This is a genomic window from Roseimaritima multifibrata (genome assembly GCF_007741495.1).
Classification (GTDB): domain Bacteria; phylum Planctomycetota; class Planctomycetia; order Pirellulales; family Pirellulaceae; genus Roseimaritima; species Roseimaritima multifibrata.
Window position 1 is genome coordinate 4,296,328 of record NZ_CP036262.1, and the last position, 23,481, is coordinate 4,319,808.

13 protein-coding genes are annotated in these 23,481 nt (G+C 53.4%); 4 read left to right on the forward strand and 9 right to left on the reverse strand.

What is annotated here, in order from left to right:
- The first annotated feature begins 441 nt into the window (after positions 1-441).
- The 4 genes from FF011L_RS15480 to FF011L_RS15495 all read left to right on the forward strand — a co-directional run bounded on the left by FF011L_RS15480 (position 442) and on the right by FF011L_RS15495 (position 10,444).
- Positions 442-1,320 (forward strand): hypothetical protein, encoded by an 879-nt coding sequence (locus FF011L_RS15480; protein WP_145352546.1) that lies wholly within the window; start codon positions 442-444, stop codon positions 1,318-1,320.
- Positions 1,317-6,062, forward strand: a complete 4,746-nt coding sequence (locus FF011L_RS15485; RefSeq protein ID WP_145352547.1) for a PD-(D/E)XK nuclease family protein — start codon at positions 1,317-1,319, stop codon at positions 6,060-6,062. The genes FF011L_RS15480 and FF011L_RS15485 overlap by 4 nt, the downstream gene beginning before the upstream one ends.
- Before the next feature lie 393 nt (positions 6,063-6,455).
- Positions 6,456-7,775 carry a DUF1552 domain-containing protein gene (locus FF011L_RS15490; RefSeq protein ID WP_145352548.1) on the forward strand — a complete coding sequence of 440 codons (1,320 nt, stop codon included), beginning with the start codon at positions 6,456-6,458 and terminating at the stop codon, positions 7,773-7,775.
- A gap of 143 nt (positions 7,776-7,918) precedes the next feature.
- Entirely contained in the window at positions 7,919-10,444 is a 2,526-nt protein-coding gene (locus FF011L_RS15495; protein ID WP_145352549.1) for a DUF1588 domain-containing protein, read from the forward strand.
- 450 nt (positions 10,445-10,894) lie between these two features.
- Here the strand turns inward: FF011L_RS15495 and FF011L_RS15500 are convergent, their stop codons facing one another.
- The 9 genes from FF011L_RS15500 to FF011L_RS15540 form a co-directional block, all read right to left on the reverse strand.
- Positions 10,895-11,401, reverse strand: a complete 507-nt coding sequence (locus tag FF011L_RS15500; protein WP_145352550.1) for an AAA family ATPase — start codon at positions 11,399-11,401, stop codon at positions 10,895-10,897.
- Between the two features lie 98 nt (positions 11,402-11,499).
- Complete coding sequence (locus tag FF011L_RS15505; protein ID WP_218932658.1) at positions 11,500-12,843, reverse strand: MFS transporter; 1,344 nt, start codon at positions 12,841-12,843, stop codon at positions 11,500-11,502.
- A 169-nt stretch (positions 12,844-13,012) separates the two neighbouring features.
- Positions 13,013-14,746 (reverse strand): DUF5060 domain-containing protein, encoded by a 1,734-nt coding sequence (locus FF011L_RS15510; RefSeq protein ID WP_145352552.1) that lies wholly within the window; start codon positions 14,744-14,746, stop codon positions 13,013-13,015.
- Positions 14,747-14,926: 180 nt separating this feature from the next.
- A complete protein-coding gene (locus FF011L_RS15515; RefSeq protein ID WP_145352553.1) occupies positions 14,927-15,973 on the reverse strand; it encodes a nucleoside monophosphate kinase in 1,047 nt (348 codons plus the stop codon).
- Positions 15,974-16,249: 276 nt separating this feature from the next.
- Positions 16,250-17,542, reverse strand: coding sequence for a glycoside hydrolase family protein (locus tag FF011L_RS15520; RefSeq protein ID WP_145352554.1), 1,293 nt, complete (start codon positions 17,540-17,542; stop codon positions 16,250-16,252).
- Positions 17,543-17,838: 296 nt separating this feature from the next.
- Positions 17,839-19,188 (reverse strand): DUF1552 domain-containing protein, encoded by a 1,350-nt coding sequence (locus tag FF011L_RS15525; RefSeq protein WP_145352555.1) that lies wholly within the window; start codon positions 19,186-19,188, stop codon positions 17,839-17,841.
- Positions 19,185-21,305, reverse strand: coding sequence for a DUF1592 domain-containing protein (locus tag FF011L_RS15530; RefSeq protein WP_145352556.1), 2,121 nt, complete (start codon positions 21,303-21,305; stop codon positions 19,185-19,187). The genes FF011L_RS15525 and FF011L_RS15530 overlap by 4 nt, the downstream gene beginning before the upstream one ends.
- 482 nt (positions 21,306-21,787) lie before the next feature.
- On the reverse strand, positions 21,788-22,552 hold the full coding sequence (locus FF011L_RS15535; RefSeq protein ID WP_145352557.1) for an amidohydrolase family protein: 765 nt from the start codon (positions 22,550-22,552) through the stop codon (positions 21,788-21,790).
- Positions 22,549-23,478 carry an amidohydrolase family protein gene (locus FF011L_RS15540; protein ID WP_145352558.1) on the reverse strand — a complete coding sequence of 310 codons (930 nt, stop codon included), beginning with the start codon at positions 23,476-23,478 and terminating at the stop codon, positions 22,549-22,551. The genes FF011L_RS15535 and FF011L_RS15540 overlap by 4 nt, the downstream gene beginning before the upstream one ends.
- Positions 23,479-23,481: the final 3 nt, after the last annotated feature.

Below are 23,481 nucleotides of genomic sequence, written 5' to 3' on the forward strand. Positions count from 1 at the left end.
AGTGGACTTTCTTCGCCGCGGCCTACGTTCAATGCGATCTAGTGTCCCATTTTACCGACGGTCCTCTTAGCCGATCGGCGAGCGCCGACCGTTAGTAATCGGTTAATTGCAAGACGGTTTCCCAGTCGCCTTGCGCCGCGACACGACGATTTCTTTCCGCTGTTCCGCAAGCGTCTGTCGTTCATTCGATAACGGAAGATGGGGTGAAACAGCTTGGGCCAGCGGGCGGACAGACGGGGGCCGCTTGTAGGGATCATTTCAGCTTTCCCAGTACTGGTCGTCTATTGGTCTGACTGGATTAAACGATTTCTTTAACGGGCCCATTATTGTGCTCTATGTTTTCCCAGCCGTCCTTTTGGGGGCACGCAAACCCACAACAGGACAGTCCTTCAAGTGGAAGAACCCTTGACGGATGAATGAACGAAAACAATGGATCGGGGCATGATTTCAACAAAACAACCAGCGACCACCGGCGTAACGCCATCCGAATTGGCATCGGCGATGGTGGCAGCTTTGCAAAGCGACCGGGGGCAGACATCAATTCACTTCCCATCGACGCTATCGAAGTTAGCTTCCCAAATCGGATGGGAGGGGAGTCGCAAAGCGATTGTGAAAGCGTCTTGTCTGCGTATTTTCACGGACAACGTCATTGTCGCGAGACGACAGACCTGGGATGCCCCTTTGGCGTTGATCGACCATGTGTCAGCTTTGGCCGAAGATTCAGAAACGCTCCTTTTCGCGCTCAAATACCGTTCGCAAAACAAGACCAAAGCCCACACACCGGCTGAACTCGCATCCGTGTTGACGAATCGTCTCGGAGGCGACCTGCGGAAGCAATTCCGACAATCGTTGCAACAGCGAATCCAATCCCAGTCTTTACCAAGAACAGTCGGCTGCATCGCAGGTGGGCAGGGGCGACCGCGACTATTTCAATTGCAAGACCTACAGCCTCAGGCATGGCAGCTTGCGATCCTGGCGGCTGAAAACAACAACCCAGTAGAAGATCGCCAGAAGAAGAACGTTCAAGTGGAAACGGTCGCACCATCAAGCGATCGCTTTGAACTCTTGTTTGATGCAGCTTTTCAGCGACTGTGTCAATCACAGGGAGGACACAACTTCGTTGATCTTGCCAGTCTACGAACCGCGTTACCAGAATTCAGCTGCCAGTCCTTTGATACGGAATTACGCCGACTTCGAATCGCGCGACGCTATCGGCTATCGGGTGCCGAAAACCGCAACGACATCTCCCCTGCACAACGTAGCGCCGGAATCAGCGAAGCTGGTTCACTCCTCATTTACGCTCAACGAGTCGGATCATGATCACCACAACCGAAAATCATTCTACGCTTACCGATTTTGCCCGGCACGTTCGTTTTTCAAACCCCTTTGAACAAAATCGTATTAGCGATGCAGGCGGGCAACCGCCCGCATACAACGTGGACGCGATCCATGCCGAGGAGTACGAAGAACTTTTGTACCTGGTGCGCCGCGTTCGCGGTGCCGCTGCCAGCGGAGCAATCCTGTGGGGAGAACCGGGCGTCGGCAAGAGTCACCTGATCGCACGCCTTGGAAGCGCCGTTCAGCAAGAAGCGTGCGTGACCTTTCTGCACAACGTTCAGGTCCGAGCCGAGCGTCTTCCGCGCTACGTACTAAAAACGATCCTCTGTCAACTGGCTCGTGATTCTAATGGCAGTCTACATGACGGCAAACTAAACCAATTGCTGGCCGCCACAGTAAAAAACGCTGCGGAAAAATGTGCGACACCTCCTTCGCTTTCGACGATCTACCAATCCTATCGAACCGTCTATATCGCACCAACCATCGAAGCGGGGAACACCGATCAAGAGATTGCTTACGAAATGCTGTTCGCATACTTCGTGGCTGTCTATCAGGGGAGACGCAGAAAGATCGATAGTCCGATCGCCGCGGAATACGCCCTGCGATGGCTAACAGGGGATCCCCTCGACGCAGATCAAATCCGCGCGATTGGCATGCCGGAAAAAATTGCGGCGAAGGTCGAACAATTGATTCCGGATGACCAAGGCGTCGAAGCCGTCCTATCCGCTATCGCAAACCTTGCGAAACAGGCCGACAAAACCTTCCTGATGCTATTCGACCAGGTCGACAACCTGAATGAGTCTCAGGTTTCTGCCTGGGCACGTTTTGCCCATGCATTAATCGATCATGTCCCAAACCTGTTGGTCGTTACCTCAGGCGTGAGGGGACGTCTATTGGAGATGCAGGATTCTTCGGTTGTCAACGCAGCCAGTTGGGATCGCATCTCGCAGTACAAAATCGATATCGGTCGAATCTCTCCTGAGCAAGCTCGTGAATTGCTGCAGACTCGACTCGATACATTCCTCCAATCTTTTCAGTCCGACCCGACGATCAGTCAGCTTCGCGCATCCGATCCACTTTTCCCACTCGGCAGCAAGTGGTTTGACGATCGTGTCGGAACGGCATTGGAACTACGGCCACGCGACGTTATCAATTGGGCACAGGCACGCTTTCGTACGTTGGGAAAAGAACTACAAAACACGACCCCCGAGGAATGGTTGGCCGATCGAGCAACGGAGCAGAATGAACGGCTAACGTCAATCGATGTTGTGGAAACGGACACCGGTGCCGCTACCGGCAACGCCGCACAGCACACCGTGAATCGACAAGAGCTGATCGATACCACGATCGAAGACAAACTGATCGAACAGTGCCGCCGGAGGGAACTGAATCCTGAAACATTGCCTGCCGATGCCGAAAACCTACTTGGATTAACCGAACAGCTTTTGTCGCAGTGCATTGGAGAAGACCACGACTACAGCCTGCAGGCGTTCGAACGTTCTGTCGACGCAAAGAAAACGCCAAAGCCTGTCTTCGATCTATTGGTTTCAGAGCAGACACCCGCTGGAGAGCATCGCACAACCGGCGTTAAGTTCATCAGTACTTGCAGCAAAGTATCCGCCTACGCGTCTCTTCGCCGAATTGCCGAGAACCCGCTTCCACCCGAACACAGTCTAATTGTCACCGAATCGCGGGCGCCGCTGCAATTGGGCCCGAAAGGACAGGAACTCCTTGACAATCTTCTCGCTCAAGGCGAAGACGTTTTTGCGATTCGAGAACTCAGCTTTAAGAGCGTTGTCGAACTAGATGCCCTTCAGGCGCTTATTGGACTCGCACGCTCAGGCGACATTGAAATTTCCCTGCCGGATGGCCAATCCGAACCGATCGATGCCGGCCAGGTCGCCGCAGCACATCATCGCGCAGGTCGCTATTTGCAGCACGACCTACTGCGAGAACTGTTAACCGAAGAGTCGGCCGTTGCTGCCGAACCTGAACTGGAACAAGATTCTTCGATATCGGACGAAATCGAAAAATTTGTCATTGCACAACTTTCGCCAGACGAAGCGGTTTCCACTGCGGAGCTAACCGCGAAATTTCAAGGGGAATCATCAGCCGAAAACCGCCCAGAAGGGTTGCTGGAGCAACAGGTCGAACGAACGGTTTCGGTTATGCATAAGGCAGGCAAGATTATCGCCCAGCCTGAAGGTTCGCTGACGTTTGTCCGCTTGCCCAAAGCGATTAGTCTGCCCCAAGATTCTTCGGGCGAATTGCAAATCGATTCACAGCCTGCACGCTTTACGGTTTCACAGGTTCGCCAAGCTGCAGCTTGCCCGCGTCTGTTGCACCTTGATGCTGAAGCAACGCGCACGAAAAGCCTACGCCGCCCTCGTGTCACTCGCATTTGGCAAAACGCTGACAATCCAACCGATTTTGCACTCGGCAACGTATTCCATCGAGCGGTAGAGAAATTTACCGATTCGGCGACCCGTTCCAAAAAGCTGCACTCGGTTTTGGAAAAGTCCTCCGGCGTCAAAGACTTGGGGAAACACCTGCAACAATTGGTCAACGCCCAAATCCCAGTCTCTAGCCTGACCAAGGCGAATCCTGTTCACGTTCGAAATCTTCAACAAGCGATCCGTACCTACACGAACGAGATAGCCGGAATTTTGAACATGGGACTTACCCAGCGTCAGTCGCCAACGAAAATCATCACGGAGGTTTTTGGTGACTTACGCAGGCAGGTAGACGTGACCTTCCACGTCGGCCCCAGCGGACGCCAGGTCCACGTTACGGGCAAACTGGATTTCGTATTCTACGATTGGCAACGGCAGGGCCGCCGCATCATCGACTATAAATTGACTCCAGGAAAAAGTGTGCAAGCCGACCTGTTTCAGGTGGCTGCATACGCATTAATGCATCATCAGCAACATGGCTCTAAACCCGATGCCGGTCTGCTGTACCTTTATCCCAAGCGAAAAATCGTGGAAATGTCGTGGGCGCAGATCCACGAACAACGCCACCAAGTCTACGATCTTCTCTCTTCGATGGTGGAGTGGCAAGACTTCGAAAGTTCAAGCCAGATTGGCTTGCACCCACCCGGGAATTCAGCCTACTGCAACGGGTGCCGTTACAACAAAGAATGTCCATCACGGCTTGGACCTCTTGACGTTGGTGCTCAACGAACGTTTTGGTCGGATGCCAAAAAGAGCGGAGAAACCGGCGAACCACTCGTCCAACGGTCCGACGCAACGTGCAAAGCCCCATCGCCTTTGACAACACCCGTGACGACACCCGCGGTCCCTCAAACGAATGGCCCAGCGTCCGAAACGTTGACGGTAAAGGAACAGACGTGCAAAGACGACGTCGCTCCAGCACCTAAGAAGAACGCTTCGAAGGAAAACCTCGTCCCCTGCGAACCAACTTCAACCAAATCACCAGCGGAGAGTGGTTTGCTTTTGGGGCTGACGCCAGACGGGGTCGACGTCCAGTTACCACTGGATATTCTCCCGTCGCACGTTGCGATCGTCGGTGCTGCTGGCAGCGGAAAGACGTGGATGGCAAAAACGGTTGTGGAAGAAGCCATCCGCAAAGGAATTCCTGTGCTGGCGATCGACCCCCAAGGCGATTTGGTGCAGTTTATTCGCGAAGCAAAATCGTTCGCGGGGACGGATGATCAATCACGCGAAGACTACCTGCAACGAGTGGATCCCCGGATCTATACACCTGGGTCCTCACATGCAACGCGACTGAGTATCGATCCGATTCGCTTTCCGTCGGATTCCGAATTGCAAAGCATTGCAAATCCTCAGCGTCGTAACGAAGAGCGTGCTGGGATGTTGAATTCCACGATTTCTAATCTGATAAAACTTACGAAGACGGCAGGTGACAAAGATCTGCAATCAACCTTTCTATTGAATTTGTCGAAACTGCTTCTAGCCGCACAGACGACACCAAAGTCGACACTGCATTTGCGAGATTTAGCCGCCGGCGTCATGGCTCCGGATGCCGTCGGAATGGACAATGCCGATGACTATCTGCCAAAAGCACAACGTGAAAAACTTGGTCGCAAGCTGCGGACCCTTTTCGATGGACCGCAGGCCCGACTGTTTGGGGGTGGACAGCCTCTTGATATCGACGCGTTTTGTAAATCGGACGTCGCAGGCAAAACGCCTCTCAATGTCATCTATTTGAATGCGTTGGCGAATGAAGACGAGAAGCAGTTTTTCGTCGCGTCTCTTGCGACGGAATTGTATCGCTGGATGGTGACGTCCAAATCCAGTGGCGGGAAGGCAAAACTGCTCGTCTATATCGACGAAGCCAGAGATTTTGCTCCTGCGGGCGGACAGAAACCACCTGCCAAAGATCCCTTGATCCGACTGTTTTCTCAAGGGCGGAAATTTGGAGTCGCAGGATTGATCTGTACCCAAAGCCCACGCTCGGTTGATTACAACATTTTCAGCAATTGCAGCACAAAATTGATCGGACGTTTGGAGAGTGCACAGGATGTGGACCGAGTCAAAGAGTGGTTCGGCAATGATGGTGGGACTCCCCCATGGCTGAATCAGCGAAAATCCGCTGATCGTGGGACTTTCATCGCCCGTTGGCCCGGAATTCCCAGTGCACTAAACGGTAAAGCTTTTAAGGGACGTCCACTCTATTCATTGCACGAGGGTGCTTGGTCACCATCCCAAGTCGAAGAAGCGATGCAAGAGAATCAAAACTAACCGTTGCATCAATCCGGGATTAGTCGCATTTTTGTGGTTGGTATCGAACGGATTCGCTGCCGTGATTCCGAAAGCCGACCCTCAACGACTTTGGGAACCGCACAAGGCGAAGGTTATTTGCCTTGTTCGCGGAACGGCGGAAGTCCAATGCCAGCGCCGTTCTTAGCGGAACGGCGCGTGCCGTCCGACAGTCGTTCTGGAAGCTTCGCGTATTTGCCGGACGGCTCGCGCCGTTCCGCTAAGAGAATAACACGCAAGTTGCCGAGATCGGGTGTGGATTTACTCGATTTCGCGATGAGAGGGGCTGCGATTATCTCTGTTGCGGCGATCTCCTAGACAGTTAGAATGGAGACGTTCTGGCAAGCGACCGTTTAATACGTTGAAAGATCGAATATGCTCAATCGTCGAAGACTATTGCGAGGAATGGCTGCAGGGACCGGAGCCGCTCTTGGTGCATCGATGCTCCCCGATCGTCTATTGGCTTCGCCCACAGCTAGTGGGCCAGCAAAACGTGTTATCTTTTTTATGCAGAACCAGGGATTTGATCCCCAAACCTGTATCCCTGCTGGAATGACTACCAGCGGCTCGCTGGCGAAAGCGACGCTTCCCGAGCCCATCAGTGCACTGGAACCTTTCAAAGACCGCTTGCACATCATTAACGGTCTACACGGCCTCCATACCAGCCCTTCCCACAGCGCCTTCTTCGGAGCACTTGGTGGTTATCGCGGGAGCGACGGAGTGCCCCCCAGTGCATCGACGATCGATTACGAACTTAGCAAGGCTCTGCCGCAAACGCTTTTGCCCCATCTGTGCATCGGCATGGACTCCATCGAGAACATGAAGGGCAAACCGACAATTGCGACGCTGTCGGCCAGCGGCGCCGGGCAGCCGATCTTCATGCACTCGAACCCGAACCACCTTTACCAGATGTTGTACGGCGGTATTTCGACCGGAGCCATTCGGCAACAGCACGAAGCTCGCTCGGGGGTCATGAATCAAATCGAAAGATTGGCCGCGGCGAAAGGACAATCGCTTCCTCTGTCCGACCAACAGCGTTACGGCCAATTTGTCCAAGGTTTTAAAGATGTGAATGGGCTCCGTGATCGCCTGGACACGGTTGCAGACCATTTGCAAAAATTTGCACCCAAAGTCGATGAACGCTACACCAAACCGGAATTTGAAACCGACTGGCATGATGTCTTGCTGGATCTTGGTATCTCCGCACTCACTTCCGGCATCACCAACACCCTGACCATCGGATCGGGTCGAGGCGAAATCTTCGGTGCCTGGAAGGGTTTGGGCATCGATCAACAGGGACATAACCTGGGGCATATGGATCAACCGGACAATCCGATCTGGATCAAGATTCGTCAGTACAACAGCCGCATGCTGGTTCGGATTATGGAAACGCTGGAAAGCGTCCCGGAAGGTAGCGGGACGATGATGGACAATACTGTAATCGTCTACACCAGCAACAACGCCGACAAACAGCACACCAACGGCGGGAACTGGCCGGTCATGCTGCTTGGCAACTTAGACGGCGCTTTCAAATCGGGTTGCTTCACACAACTGGACGGCAAGCGACCGATCAACGCGCTCTACACGTCGCTCCTTCGCGCCGCTGGCCAGAACGTCGATCGCTTCAACATGGACGACAAAATGGCGAAAAAATTCGACGTCGCGAACGGTCCGCTCAAAGAAGTTTTGTCATAAGCAGGGAAGGCTCGTGCGGCTCATCAGCCCTGCACAGCTTCATCCTCCCGTTTGCGGGGAGGGTCGGACGCGGTAGCGGTTGAAGAGGGCACGCAGTCTGCCGTCCCCGAAACGACGCCGCACGCTCACCAAAAGAATCCGCGATGACACAACTCCGCAGCAAGTTCCTGACATCGCCTCGAATCTTTGCCCTGCTGGTCCTACTAGCCGGGTTGCCGTCCGTCGCAATCGGGCAAACCTATACGCCGGGCCAACCGGGCATCAAAGATTTTGATTCTTTTGCCGCATCGTTTCTCGCGGCCCACTGCACCGATTGCCATGGGCAAACCGACCCCGAAGGCAATCTTTCTCTGGAAGATCTCGGTCCCATCGACGAAATCAACGCAGGGATTTGGAGAAGCGTCTGGGCCCAAGTCTCGTTAAGAGAGATGCCGCCCGCTGATATGACGCAGCCCGAGGTGATCGAGCGTCTGGAATTTACCGACGGCGTCGTCCGTGAGCTGACTCGGGTGATGAAGGACCGAGGCGGGTTTCACGATCATCTTGATCCCAACAAAGGGAACTTCCTTGATCACGGACTGCTATTCGGAACGTTGCCCGACGGCATCCGCCTGAAACCGACCTCTTCGCCGGCTCGGCTCTGGCGAGTCACCCCACAGGAACACATCACGCGTCTGAATGAATTGATCAACACCGAACCGACCTTCAATCCTGAAAAACCGGGCCTTCGCACCCATGGCGATGTCGTTCCCACCAACCATGGCGGCGAACTGAAGCTTTACTTCGGGACGGACCGGATCATTAAGTGGCAAGGAGGAACCGTCGCCTACGCAACGGCGGTCAAAAGCGTCCCCGCCGTCCTCTCGTCGGCTCGAAATCACGGCCTCGAGAACTATCCGAACTTCTACACCGTCAACAGCGCCGAAGCGACTCAGATAATGGGGATCGCGGCAGACATCATTCGCTACATGGCTTATGGTCCGCTTAGCATCGCCCAGCCCTATCAAATCACGGACGACCCGAAATCGATCGCCGACAAAATGGCGGGCGACATTCGCGGTCTGCCCACAAGCATCGTTTATGGGACCAAAATTGTCCGCCCGCTGACGCCTGTTTACGACCTCATGAACGAAGAGGGTGTAACCGAGCAGCGATTGCGTGCCGCCGTGGATGACCTTTTCGAAGCGTTAACCTTCCGGCCGCCAACCGCAGCAGAGTCCGACGCCTACGTACAGATTGTCAACCAATCAATCGAGAAACTGGGAAAAGAGGAAGGCGCCGTTCTTGGGCTCTCCTCTATTTTCCTCGATCGCGACGCTCTCTTTCGACCAGAACTAGCGGAGACCGGCAAACCGGATCAATACGGTCGCGTCATGCTGCAGGACTGGGAGTTAGGCCTAGCAGTCAATCACGCGCTGCGATACATCAAGCCCGACGAACCACTCCGCGCCGCGATTGTGGACGGTCGAATGCGGACCAAAGCCGATGTTCAACGTGAAGTCGAGCGTATGCTGGATGACGACAGCATACGAAAACCCCGTATCCTCCGCTTCTTCCGCGATTACTTCGATTACGACCTTGGCGGGTACATCTGCAAAGATTCGAAAGCACTGGCGGATACAGGAGCAAGCAATCGCGGACAAGCTCATTACAACGCCATGTTCGATGCAACGGCCAGCACCGATCGCCTGATCGAATTGGTCCTCCAAGAGGATAAAGATGTGCTCAAACAGTTGCTGACAACGAACAAAGTCGTGGCGACCAACGCCGACAACGTCTACTTCGGCACCAAACGGTCCCGGAAAGAAATCGCCGCGTCCGTTGCGGCCGAGAGAAAAGCAAAGGCCGCAGCCGCTAAGCAAGCGGCCGCCGAACTGGAAGCCTGGAAAAAAGCCAACCCAGGGAAAGAACCGCCTGAAGCAAAAAACAAGAAGAAGGCAATACCGGCCAATCACAAAGTCATCAAAGCCAAACTCAAGGGCCCCAAAATCTATGCCCGAGTCAGTCGACGAAGCTTCGGCAATGGGTCGATGAAACCTGATCGGATTTTGGCGACAGTTCCCGAAGGCGAACGCCTGGGAATCCTTACCCATCCCAGTTGGCTGGTGTCGCACTCCGATGCGATGGACAACCACGCAATCCGCCGTGGCCGCTGGATACACGAAAGACTGCTCGGAGGCGGCATCCCGGACGTACCGATCACGGTGGATGCAATGCTGCCTGACGAACCGAAAAGCACGTTGCGCGAACGTATGCGAGTCACCCGTCAGGACTACTGCTGGACCTGCCACAAAAAAATGGATCCACTGGGAATGCCGTTCGAGATGTTCAACCACGCAGGTTTGTACCGCGAAACGGAACTGAATAAGCCAGTCGACACGTCCGGCGAGATTATCGAATCGGGCGATCCTCAGCTTGATGGCGAAGTAGCCAACGCCATCGAAATGATTCAGAGGATCGCGGAAAGCGAACGAGCTGAACAGGTCTTCGTCCGCCACGCTTTCCGTTTCTGGATCGGCCGCAATGAAACCCTCAATGACGCCCCCACGCTCCAACAAGCTCACCAAGCCTACAAAACCAGCGGCGGAAGCATGAAAGCCCTGCTGGTATCGCTGCTAACATCCGACGCATTTCTCTACCGCACAAGAAATGAACAACCGGAAAGCTAAAAAGGTGCAAGCAACTTCTTGCAAACCGGCCTCGATCGTCCATTCAGCTTCTAGAGAACGATACGCTATCGCACATGAGAATCGACCGCGCATAACAAGCTGGATCATTCGCGTCGATTGGCGTCATTCGCGGGCAAAATACCACGCGCAAATTTGCCCGCCAATAACACGAATTTCGCGAATCGATGCGTCAGGTTTCCCCGAGTCCAAAACCAACAATCACGCCCAACACCTTGAGCTATCGCGTATCAGTGTCGACCGCGCACAACAAGCTCAATCATTCGCGTCGATTAGCGTCATTCGCGGGCAAAACACCACGCGCAAATTTGCCCGCCAATAACGCTAGTTTCGCGAATGGATCCTTAATTTGCCACTGCCAATAACATTCGTTGACGGTCCGCTAGTCTGCCGCTCTCATAGTGCAGCGTTCTTTCGACGATTTGCCAATAGTCAGGAACCGGTGTCGATCCGATTGACTTGGAACGCAGGCTTCGTTACCGGGGCCTCCCTGACATGCTGATCCCAGTCGATCAATTTCGCTTGGTCTCGCGGATTGCCACGATTCTCGATGCGCTGACGCCGCACTTCGTTATCGCAGGTCAGGTACCAAATCACCGGTTCGATACCAAACCGTGTTTGTAGTTTCTGCGGCCACTCAGGATCGGTCAATTCACGTGTAAACGGACCGACGATCACGACGCTCACATGAGACAAATTGTCGGCGGCGGTCTGAAATAGACACTCATAGACAGCGTCGCGAAAGAGACGCTTGTAGTCTGGACTGTCGCGGTCCTCCGGTGACATGCCTGCTCCAATCAATCCGGCTCGAACGACCGGCTCGGTCACGGTATCGCTGTCTAGTAGAGCCGCCGAGTGTTTAACGGCTAAACTTTTTGCAAACGTGCTTTTGCCGACGCCGGCACCACCTGTGACAATATGAAGACTGCAAGGGCTCATTTGAATTCCAACAATACCGGACGACTTCGATACACGTCTTTAGCATAACCGGCTGAACGAGACAGTCTTTCGCATAGCATCGATTGACGAAGGAAGACCTAGTGTGGACGATCGGCCCGCGGGGACAAAGCAAGCAAGATGATTGCCAGGACTGCACACAACAAGGTCGCCGGACGGTATGTACCGAACTGGTCGTGCGCCAAACTGAACAGATACGGCCCGACTGCAGTTCCGGCGACCACGATGGAAGTCGAGAACCCTGAGATCGCACCCAAGTGCTTTCGGCCGTAAAAACGGGGCCAGGTCGCAGCGGAAATGATCCCGAACATGCCTTGCATCAGCCCCATCCCCAGAACGACCAAATAGACCGTTGGCCCGGATTGCAAAAAAGAAAGGCTTAGCGACAACGTTAAGATCCCCACCAGTTGGACCATCGCTAGGTACTTTAGCTTGACGAAGTCACTGAACCAACTGCCAACAAATTCGACGACAACGCTGACGCATGCCGCTGGCACAAAAATCGCAACAGCTTGACTACGCTGCATCCCACCATCGCCAAAAATGGAAACAACGTGAAAGGAGAAGGCGGTTAGCACTAGTCCCGACAACCCCACGCTAAAGGTGAACACCCAAAAGCTATAAGTTCGCCGAGCCTCCGAGAGCGTGAACTGCCGGCCGCTTAACGTTTCGGCATGCGTTTTCCGGTTCTCTTTCGCAAATGGTCCGTCAGGCGTCAGATTATGGTCTTCGGGTCTCGCTCGTCCCAAACAAACTGCGATCACCGCGAAGGCGGCGACCATTGCGGCAATCGCCTGCCAAGCCCACGACCAGCCGCCACGTTGGATCAGCCATTCAAAAAAAGGTGGAGTGATCGAAAATCCAAAGGCGACGGAAATCCCGATGAACGCCAATGCCATTCCACGTCTCTGCTCAAACCATTCCAGCACCATGTTGCGGGAGGACAACGTCAACATCCCTTGCCCAAAGAAACGCATCGCGAAAAAGCCCAACGTCAACACGACAAACGATGCATAGGTGCTGTAATTCTGTGGCAAAAATGAAGCAGCAACATCTGCGATCCCGACGGAAAAACTCATCCCGGTCAGTACGACTGCAAGCATGGCGGCCGAACCGGCCGACACCCAACGCCCACCAAATCGGTCGTACCAGCGACCGGCACGCGTGATCAGAAACGCACTGGCAATCGTGCCAACAAAGTAGGCGAAACTAATCCAGCTCCGTGACAAATGATGGGCTTCGATCAGGAAATCGGTAAAGACCGACACGCCCACGGTTTGACCGGGCGCGCTAGCCAATACCCCCAGCGTCCCGCAAACCAGGACAACCGTTCCGTAGAAGAACGGCAAGCGGTTAGGGTCAAAGGGGAAATTGATGAACCGGGGACGCTGATGAAGCTCCGGAGTCTCGCTATCAGATTTCATGCAAGATGCCATCACAATTGAGGACGAAGCGAACATTGAAGTTCATTTCGCGTCAAAAGTCAGCGGGGATTGACATAAAAAACGCTGATCCCCGACCTGCGATCCGGAAATCGCTCGCCATTTCATAGCAGGTCACCACAGCCCCCCGCTCAAACACCCCTCTATGAAACTAGTTGCCCTCTGGCAAATCTTTCAGGCGGATTCGATACCCCCAATTACGCGTGGCGTCTGGAGTGTTGGGCCAGGTCAGCGTTCCACTGTCGTCGGTTTTGCAAATGGTCGACGCTTGCCATCCACCATCTTCGACATTCCACCACTCAAATTGATATTCACGATTCGGCGGGAGCTCCTTGACCGAAGTGACAGGAAATCCCTTCATACAAAACCCTAGTGCAAAACTCTTGTTGTCCTTGGAGATTGCCAAAGCGTGCATGTCCCCATGGCTATCCCCCAGATGGGTATCGGATGCGGGTTTTAAAAGTCGGTAGTCGTGTCCTTCATCAAGTACAAAATCTTTCAAATGTCCCATACCAGCGGACTTCCATTTCGTCAGCGCGTGTTTCTGCTGACGCTCGTCTACCGGAATTGGAGTCTTTTTGTCGATCCAAAAGGCAATTCCACCGAAATAGGCGTCTCCCCAAGCATGCCCACCGAAACCGCCATTTAAAACGGATCCGTACATCTGAAACTGAGCCATTTCAGTCGAATCCAGCCCCTCGACGGAACCTACGGGGACCGCGGGGTAATAGGGTTCGACATTGATCGCGGGCCGTTGTGGCGAACTGCGAAAGATCTCTCGCAACCACAGATACATTCGCTCATCGCGATACTTGTTGCTGACATTATGAAGATCCAAAAGTTCGGGATCATCCTTCGCCCAAGTTTGCAAACTGCTTCCGTACGCCATTGCCGTGCGGGGTTGTCCGTAGGGTAACTGGCCCGTGCCGTTCTTGGTTTTAAGGTAGGCGTGTGCATTTTCCACCAGAGGCAACCAGTCAGGGTAGACCTGATTGACCGTATCCCAGTGCAGCCAACTGTAGATCATGTTGTAACAGCCGTAGCGCGCGATCAAGTATCTCGTGTAGTTGGTAAACGCGTTTTTCTGGGCCGTGCTTTTTCGCGGCCAAATTTCATGACGTCTGACCGATTCTAAGAACGGAACGAAACCGTTGTCGGAGAAGTATTTCATCTTCTTGTCCGTCTCCTGCCAATACTCAGGATTGATCTGAGTGTAATCCGCTTGGTCGGAAACGATTTTGAATGGAGTCAGCCCGGTTTCGGAAATCTTTTGTCCACGAACCTCGCGTGCCCACACGGCCTCTGCGGATTCCGTCGTATCAGTGGGATAACTGGCAATCACGTTGACGCCGTTGAACCCCTGACGTTTTCGTTCCGCAAAGTAGTCCTGAAAAGAAATCCCCGCGATCCCTTCCCTCTGCCAAGGGAAGATCTTCGTGAAGGCGACCCAAACGGTGTCGGCGGTAAAGAAAAATGGGGTACCGTCGGCATACTCCAAGGTCGTCCCCCGAGGACGAATGAAACCACGCCGATTCGGATTCTGCTTTTTCTGAGCTTCAGTCGCCGCGATCGCACTAAAGGATCCACTTTTGTTATCTAAGCCCGGATCGTTAGTCGCGGCTCCCGTTGACCAGGACCACTTCCCAGGTGAAGTCGCAACCAAACGAACGCGAAATCGATCGCCACCATCCCAAAAGGCAGGCAGGTGGTAGGTTTCTCCGCGAGGCCCGGACAACGTGACCCACAAATCGACATCTAGGTACGGGTTATCGTATTTTTTTGACGCGTTAAAGCCAACTTCATGAACCTCCATCACCTCCACCGCATGAGCCACCGAAGCTACTAGGCAGAAGAGCAGAGAAATGGCAATTCGAATATTTTTCATCGTGCTGAAGTTAGTAGGAGTGAAGTTCTTCTGACCCTGTAAACCGTATCGGTAGGCTGCCGCGATCGGGCCCCTGCAACGGTCTGCGTTTAGCCTGCCACCGATGCAGACCTTCGCTGCGAGAAACGTGGCACCAGGCCTCGATTTCGCTCATGCGATTCCACCGACGGCGTTGCCTCTTTATCCCGCGTCATCGGGAAAAGGTTTTAATCCAAGCAGCATTTGAGCACGCTCGGAAAGCGGCTTAGAGACCAATTCTTCATCCGTGAATTCAGCAAGCTGGCTGGCGACCAAGGTATAGACCGCTTGCCGGCTTTGCCCGCTATCAACCTCCACACATTTGTCTTTGCTTTTGAATAGCTCGACAGTCGGTAACGTTTCCGCCTTGAAGGTATCAAACCTCTGTTTCACGCTGGCAACATTATCGTCGACTCTACCGGTGTATTTGGATCGGGCCAAAATGCGTTTTTCCAAAACGTCGTAGGGGCATTCAAAATAGAGCATTTTCGGCAGCTCGGTTTGCTCACCAAAGATCTGATACCAGCCGTCCAGGTTATCCAAAGAACGGGGAAAACCGTCCAGAAGAAAATTGATTTTACCCGTCGTACGTGTGATGGTTTCCATTGCATCTTTCAGCAACGTCACCACGATCTCGTTGGGCACCAGTTTTCCGGCGGCGATAAATTCGTTAATCGTGCTCGCCGCTGGGCCCCCCGCCTCTCGCTCTGCCCGCAAAAGATCGCCAACGGAAAGGTGTGTCCAGCCGAGCTGAGATTCCGCAAGTTCACACATCGTTCCTTTGCCGGCACCTGGGCCTCCCAGAACGAAAACCACATTCGGTTGAGGACAAGGTTGCCTGGGGTCAAAGTGATGGATGACGACCTGCGGTGCCGGTTCCACTCCCTTTTTATAGACATGCCACTGGCGATCCGTCGGTGGCAGGTCTTCTTCGCAGGTCATGTCGTAAGCCAGATGGCCGTCCAATCGACAGATTCGCCAAGATTTGTAGCTGTTGGAATAAGAGAGTGCGGGGCTTCTGGCGGATTTGCCATCGGCGCGATCCCAAGCCATTTTGCCATTCCAATATCCCAGACTGGACACCGTGCCCGATTCAGATTCTGCCGGAGGGGCCGTTGAAGGAATAAACAGCCCGTCGACTTCCGGTAGCCCCGCCCCCGAGACTTCAATGTACAGAGTGTTCGGCTTAGGAATATTCGGTTCTGCCATGGGATTCCTTGCTTACGCTGTTGAAATAAGAGTCGTGTACCAATTTGGCTGATGGGGTTTTAGCTTCGGCGATGTCTGCTGTCGATGCGCACTTGGACGTTCAATCGCTTAATCAAGGTTTCTGCAGTGCTGCTGTCAGTGCTTCACCGCAATCTCTTACGGCTCACCGCGTGTCGAACTTCATCAGCGCGTGCGTGCGACCATCCACAGCAATTTTTCTTTCTTAGTGAAGCGGACGAACAACTTTCCGTTCGCTCTAATTTGGGGCACTACGGCTTAGGGAGCCGGAGACGAGATCTTCATCGTTTGAGCATTGCTGATGCTTACGTTGCGAACGTATTCGGGGCCCGACTGGTAAGTAATCGGCTCTCCTGCGGCACCGTATTTGAGCACATTCGAGATCGAGGATTCGGAAAGCGAACCACCAATCAGAATCGTGTGCCGAGCCCGACTGATGATATTGCTGATGAAAATATGATAGGTATCGCCCAGCGGCGTCACACCACCCCAAACGGGATTCGCATCCCCAATTTTGACGGCGGCCTTTGGATTACGCCCCGTCGATGTATCAATTAATCCATCCAGAATCACGTCGTAGATTTTCAGGCCCCTGGCGTTTAATAACCGCACAATGTGATGCCCGCCAGCGGTATGACCGCGAACATTTCGGATCGTAATATTTCGAATGTCGTCCAAACCGTTTCCACGATTGTTTGGTTTGCTGACCATCATGCTTTCCGCACTGCCGGCGACCTGTTTGTCATTCACGATATTGGTAAGCGCAATAAGGTCATCGCCGCTGTAGCCAGAGATATTTGAGATGTCGATATCATGGCAGCCTTGGCGAAGGTCCAGTCCATCCTGATTCAGGAAGACGACGCGTTTTCCGTTGACAAGATTGCTTTCGGTGGCTGCAAACTGAAGATCACGGACGACTCCGTGTGCACATCGTTCCAAGGAAATCGTCCAGCCGTGTGCGTTTTTGAGAAAAAGGTTTTCGATACGAAAGTGTTCGACGTAAGCCAGCAGGATCCCGATGTTCCGCCAATCGCCTGTTTGGCTTTCGCCGGCGACGCCAGCGTCGGTGCCGTAGGTGCGTTCTCCGAGGACTTTCGCACTATCGCCAGTGGAGCGTGGATTGTCTGCCCCTTCTAGTGTGACAAACCCTTTGCCGATGATGGTGACATTGTTTATTGGTTTGATGTCGGTGATCCCCATCCCGCAATTCGCACTGCGGATCATGTTGTCACGCGAACGATCGGACAATTTGATGTGGCAGTTTCGCAGTTCCAAATAGGTGTTTTCCCGAACCAAAATGGCTGAATCGAGAAGCCATACCGCTCGATCCCCCTCTGCCGAATGGTTGATGCGAGGAACGACTACCGGTTCGCCTGTTTTTGCCGCAGCAACGATCGCTTGATTAATACGCTCGGCGTCCGTCCCCTCAAAGTCATTCGGAGTAATTTCGGCCAAGGCCGAAACAGAGTATGTGGAAGCCACGACCAAAAGCAACATCGCAACCAAACGAGAGAAAGCAGATCCTGTTGTCGCACTAAAAGCTGAGAACACGCGAAAACTCCTAAGATGGCCTGAAAGGACCGTGAGAGGTGGGGAAAGATGCTGAACGGCCGGTTTGGCCTGCAGCAAGGTAGGCGAGTGACGGTCCTCCATAATACTCTCAGGAGAAACGAAGACACTCAGGAACGGATTCTACTCCGTTCGGCCTTGGACGTGTTCGGGGGACAGCAAATGGACCACTTTTTAATTCGACCATGCTCACGCGGATAGATGCCTAACCGACGGCAACCGATCGGCGGTTAACGCTGCCATGATCACTGCCCCCCACCTAAGTCGTCGCTTCGTTTTTACGTCTTCAGCAGCGACTTGATGATCCCTGTACTATCGGCGAATCGTTCCAGCGGAACGCCCATCATTTTGGCTTGCGTCAGCCATAGATTCGCCAACGGTGTCCCTTCAGGCATGTTGATATGCTGTCCCGATTGAACGTGCTGACCACCTCCGGCGACAATGATCGGAAGGTCGTTGTATTGGTGGGTCGATCCATCCCCTAGTCCCGATCCATACGTGAACAGCGTATTGTCCAACAGCGTGGTCCCACTGGACTCTTGGATTGAATCCATCTTCTTCAGTAGGTAGGCAAATTGCTCCATATGGAATTGATCTACCTTTAGCAGATCATCGATCATCTTGGTTTGGTTATGGGACATTTGGTGGTGACTGCGCGGTTTGTCGAACAGTCCCTCAAACAAGTAGGGTGTGTCCCACCGTTCAGGTCCGATCATAAAGGTCGCCACGTTCGTCAAACCGGTTTGCAAGGCGACAACCATCAAGTCCCCCATCAAGCGAATGTATTCACCACGGGGAAGGTAGTCCGCGCTCGGTTCATCGAAAGAGACCGATGCCAACTCCGTTTTCATCGCTTCCAGTCGGTCCATCTGATTTTCAATGGTTCGAATAGAATCGAAGTATTCGGTAAACTTTTGCCGGTCAACGTATCCAAGGTCCTTCTTCAACGACTTGGCATCCTCAAGGACCAAATCGGTTATGTCCCGGTACTGGTTAATCTCTTTGGTGGAAAAGAGCCGACGGTACATCTTTCGAGGGTCGCGGATCGACGGTGCCACATGCCCGGTTCCGTACCAGGAGATATTGTCGAAATAGATCGACTCTTTGTTATCGCGATGGCTGTTGCAACTGAACTCCAACGTCGGAAAAGCCGTTTTACCGGAAACATGATCGGCGACCAGATGATCAAGCGTACGATCCAGGGGCCATGCGGTCCCTTCGATGGTGTAGGGAACGGCGCTGCTTAGATAGCAGGATGCACATTGAGCGTGCACATCGGTCCCTTGCTGAAAAACGCGATCCATCCCGGTGATCAGATTAAGTTTGCTTTTCATCGCCTCCAACGGCTGCAATGTCGGAGTCAACTGATCAAGCGGCTTGGCGAAGAAGTTCGGGTCTTGCTTGCCGAGGGATTTCATCACATTGCCAAGGTTCCCTTTAGGGATCACGCTCTCGGCTTCGCCTGGAAAGAAACCACGTCGGACCACTCCGATAGGAACATAGTAGTGAGCCATTCGCAGCGGACGCCGGGCGGCCGGTTTTGCTGCGGCGATGCTATCCAGCCAAGGAAGCGACAATGCCGCCCCTCCCATTCCACGGAGGACGGTTCGACGCGAGGTGGTTTTCATGGCTGGGTTCCAGTCGATTGGACGGCAGGATGTGCAGGGGTGTATTTATGGCGAAACGGTTTGCTGAGCACAACTTGCTTCAACAGTGTTTGAATTTTGTAGTCATCCGCCGCACAATCGACCACGATTTGGTCGAGGGCAAAATGATCGACGGCATCCAGTTCCCTAGCCAACGCGAATGAGAGCAAGTGCCCTCCCAAAGCACGCGTGAACCGATCTTTTTCGGCCAGCATCGCATCTTTGAACTCGATCACATCCGAGAACTCGTGCTTTTGAAAAAGCTTGCCTGCCATGTCGACATCTCGCCCGTTCTCATACTGATCCCGCCAGACGCCAATGGGGTCATAATTTTCAAGAGCAAAGCCAAGAGGGTCGATCTGTTCGTGACAGCCTTTGCAGTCCGATCGTTGACGATGCATTGCCAATCGTTCACGGAGCGTCAGATTCTGTTCCGCCGCGGAGGGCGTGTCGTCCAGCGCCGGCACGTCGGCTGGCGGCGGATCGGGTGGGTTATTGAAAATCACCGACGCAATCCAGGCCCCACGGGTGATCGGCTGGGTTCTCTCAGGACCCGAAGTCATCGTCATCACCGCCGCATTGGTGATCACTCCTCCGTTGCGACGGTCTGTAACAGGAATTCTTCGAAACCGAAGTGCGGTAACCTCCCCGCCGCCGCCTGCCTTTTTCTTGGCCCCCGGTTGATAGGCTTCTGCAAGCAGCTTCGATCGATAGGTGAAATCAGAATCGATCAGCTGGGTGATCGGTTGGTTTTCGATAAGCACCGTCTCGAACACCAGCAGCGGTTCGATCATCATGTGCATGCTATCGCGATACTTGAGGTAGTAGAATTCAGGATATTTGTTCCGATTGGGGACGGATGAAATTATCCGTTCCAACTGAAGCCACTGTGTTGGGAAACTGTCGCAGAACCGTTTCAGTTTCGGATCCTTCAGCATCCGTTCAACTTGGCCAATTAGAACCTCCTGTTCTTTCAAACGCCCGTTCGAAGCAGCGTCTAACAAAATCTGATCGGGAAGGCTCCCCCATAGAAAGAAAGAGAGGCGCGAGGCGAGTTCAAAATCATCGACTTCTTCGGTTGCATCCGTTTGGCTGGAAGTTTCATAGAGGTACAGAAACCTCGGCGAAGCAAGCACCGCGGCAGCGACCGCCTTCATCGCATCCGGAAAGGGAACTTTGGATTCAATTTGGGCGATGGCGAAACCGACGTATCGCTCCCGGATTTCCTCGCTTACCGGACGCCTAAAAGCTTTGTACAGAAACCGATCCAGACGCCGCCGAACCTCGACGTGCAGTTCCTGTTCGACCGCTGGAGCCGCAAAGAAGTCTTTCCAGATGCCAACGTTCTTCGCGTGAAAGTCAGGGCTCTGTGTAATGGACTGGCCCAGTTGCAAAAAGGCTTCCATCAATAGCGGTGACAAGGAAAGGTGATCCCCCTGATTGTCAAATCCGTGTTCGGCTCGAAGATCTTGAGGAAACGCCGTGACCCCAGCAAGTCGAGGTTCAATCATCTGCGACTTACCCAGCGGTCGACTGCCGACCGCGACGACATCGGCCATCTTTCCCGATTTCGGTTTGAAATATCCGTTATGCCCGCGCATCATCCGTTCAGGCAAAGTAAAGACGACGCACTTCAGTTCAAATAGATCCGTTACCGCATTGTTATATTGGAAACGATTCATTCTCCGGATCGGTGTTTGCGAGAACCGCTGCTGCTTGGCGATCGAGGTGTGCAGGATCGAAGTCAGTTCGCCGATCAGCGTTTCCCGGAGTCCCGGTTCCAGAGGCGGTTCGTCCTGGGGCGGCATCTCTTTCAGATCGAGCGCATCCACTAGGCTTCGAACTAGTTCCGCCCGCTCCAAGAGGTCACCTCGATCCAGTGCCAACAGGTTCAGATCGGCTTCGCTCTCCTCTTCAGATCCGTGGCATTTCGCGCAATGTTGCTGAAACGCAGGAGCAATGATTTGAGCAAACGGGTCGTCATCGCTTGCCTCAAGCAGGGCAGGGAGTGCGAACAACGCCAACAGAGGAATCCCCACGCTTCGAACGATTAAGCGTGGAGAAAAGGTTTTAAGATCTAATGGTTGAACAAACCGCATCTCGATCCATTTCCTTTACCGCGACAAGAAAACGATCCTCGTGCCAGCGAATCGCGTTACTACAGTCTAGCAACGTCGACTTCCCAAATGCTTTCTCGGACCATTTTTCTTTCGCTTCGCCTGAGTCGGTGTTGCTGACATCCCTGCAGAGATTCACGAACAAAGATGCGTGAATAACAAGGTTTGAAGCTGGATCCCTTGGGCTCTCCGCCTGCAAAAGACTTTCGCAATGGCCAATCTGAAGAAGAAAATCCCGACAAAATTCGTTACGGTTCATGTAACGCTTGGGATCTGTCTGTGATCTATAGGTAGGAGGAATGTTTGTTGCGGTCCGCTACCCGAAATTCCAAGCAGGTGAAATTTGCTTAGGATCTTTGCTGGCGAAGATGCAGATGATCCCGGAATTCGGCACTACACGTTCTCATTCGGTGATGCATCTACTCCAGTAACACCGTTTCCCCTTCCGGATGTCAGACGCTGGTTTACAGAAGTCTTTCCGCATTGCCCGCCTGAATTGCGGACGTTGCCAAACCACCCAATTTCGATTCTTGAAACTTTAGTAACGACGCTTCAAGATCAAAGAAAGGAAAATACGAACCAAACAGAAGTCGCTGCAAGGGGACCGCTTGAACCCAATTTTCCAAAGCGCCAACGGTTTCGAAATGAGATATTTCGAAGTAGACGTTGCCGGCTTTCGCTAGATCGCTTGCCTGGCCCGATTTCACCGCGACGTAATTGTTCATAATGATCAACGGCAAACGCGGATATTTCTTCACGACCGCTTCTAAGGGTGCGGTATCGACGACCGGCACCTGCATCAGCGGATGTTGGACGCGGGTGTCCTCCATGGCAAGAACCAACTGGACATTCAAACCGCGATCCTGTGCCGCTTGAAACAGCTGGTTGCAATGGTCGGAATCCAACGTGTATCCGTGATAGTTTGGGTGGATTCGAATCGTCTGCATCCCGTGAACTTCATGGCATCGGCGAAGGTCCTCTTGCCAATCGGGGAGCATTGGGTTGACGGAACCGACCGGTACGAGCAGGCCTTTCCCATGTTCTTCACAGTCTGCGACCAATCGCGAATTCACCGCCGAAAGATCTTTGTGCAACAATCCATCAAAACTTCCTGCCCAAGCTTGATCGATACCGCGTTGACGCAATTTCCGCACCAGCGATTTGGGATCATCATGCGGCAAGCGTCGGAAAGGCCACCGTGACAGATAAACATTCACGTCGATAATCATTGCTGCATCCCTTTACGATCCATGATCGGTTTCAACATTCGGCGGAGGTTCTCCCCCAACACTAAGTTGCGATGTTCGTCCGAGATCTGAGCACCGTACACCTTCGCTAATTGGGAAGCAAAACTACGACCACCAATATCACTGCCATACAGAACGCGTTCAGGGCCGAGTTCACGAACGGCCATTTCGACAAAACCAGCCGCCGGGTCACTGCCTCCGATCCCGACGGAGACGTTTGGGAATTGACGAATGGAACGTATCCCTAACGTCCAATCACCTCCGGTGTGACCGCAAATCAGAGGGACATCAGGATGACGTGTGGCCAGCTGAGCGATATCGTCAGGCGTTGACTCACCCGGTAGGTTTCCGGTCACCTTGAAAAACGTGTGCTGGAAAACCAACGCGTTCAATTCACCGCAGCGACGAATCAACGGATCAATATCTTCATTGTCACATCTACCTCCGACCCACAACTTGACACCCAGCATCGGCCCGTCCTGGATGCAACGCTCGACTTCCGCAAGCGACTCTTCCGGATAGCTTGCATTCACATAGGCAAACCCAAGCAGCCGATCGGGCCATCGCTCAAGGACGGTTAGCACTTGATCATTCTGTCTGCGAAATTCGGCCGGCTCCGGAGTCTGCGAAAAGGGATATCCCATGAAGAAAATCAGCCGTTCAACATGCATCCGATCGGCGTACTCGAGCAGTTGTTCTGCCCGCTGTTCAGCTGTCTTGCCCGTCACTCCGGAAAGATGGCAGTGCAAATCCCAAATCGAATCGTTTTCAGGAATTCGAAAAGGAGTACGGTCGCGATCAGGCTGAGCGGCGTTTGCTGACACACCTGAAATCGTTGGCCGAACGATACCACTTGCGACACCGCCAGCGCCAATCGAAAGGAAGGCTCGTCTGTCAAAAGGTTTCATGAG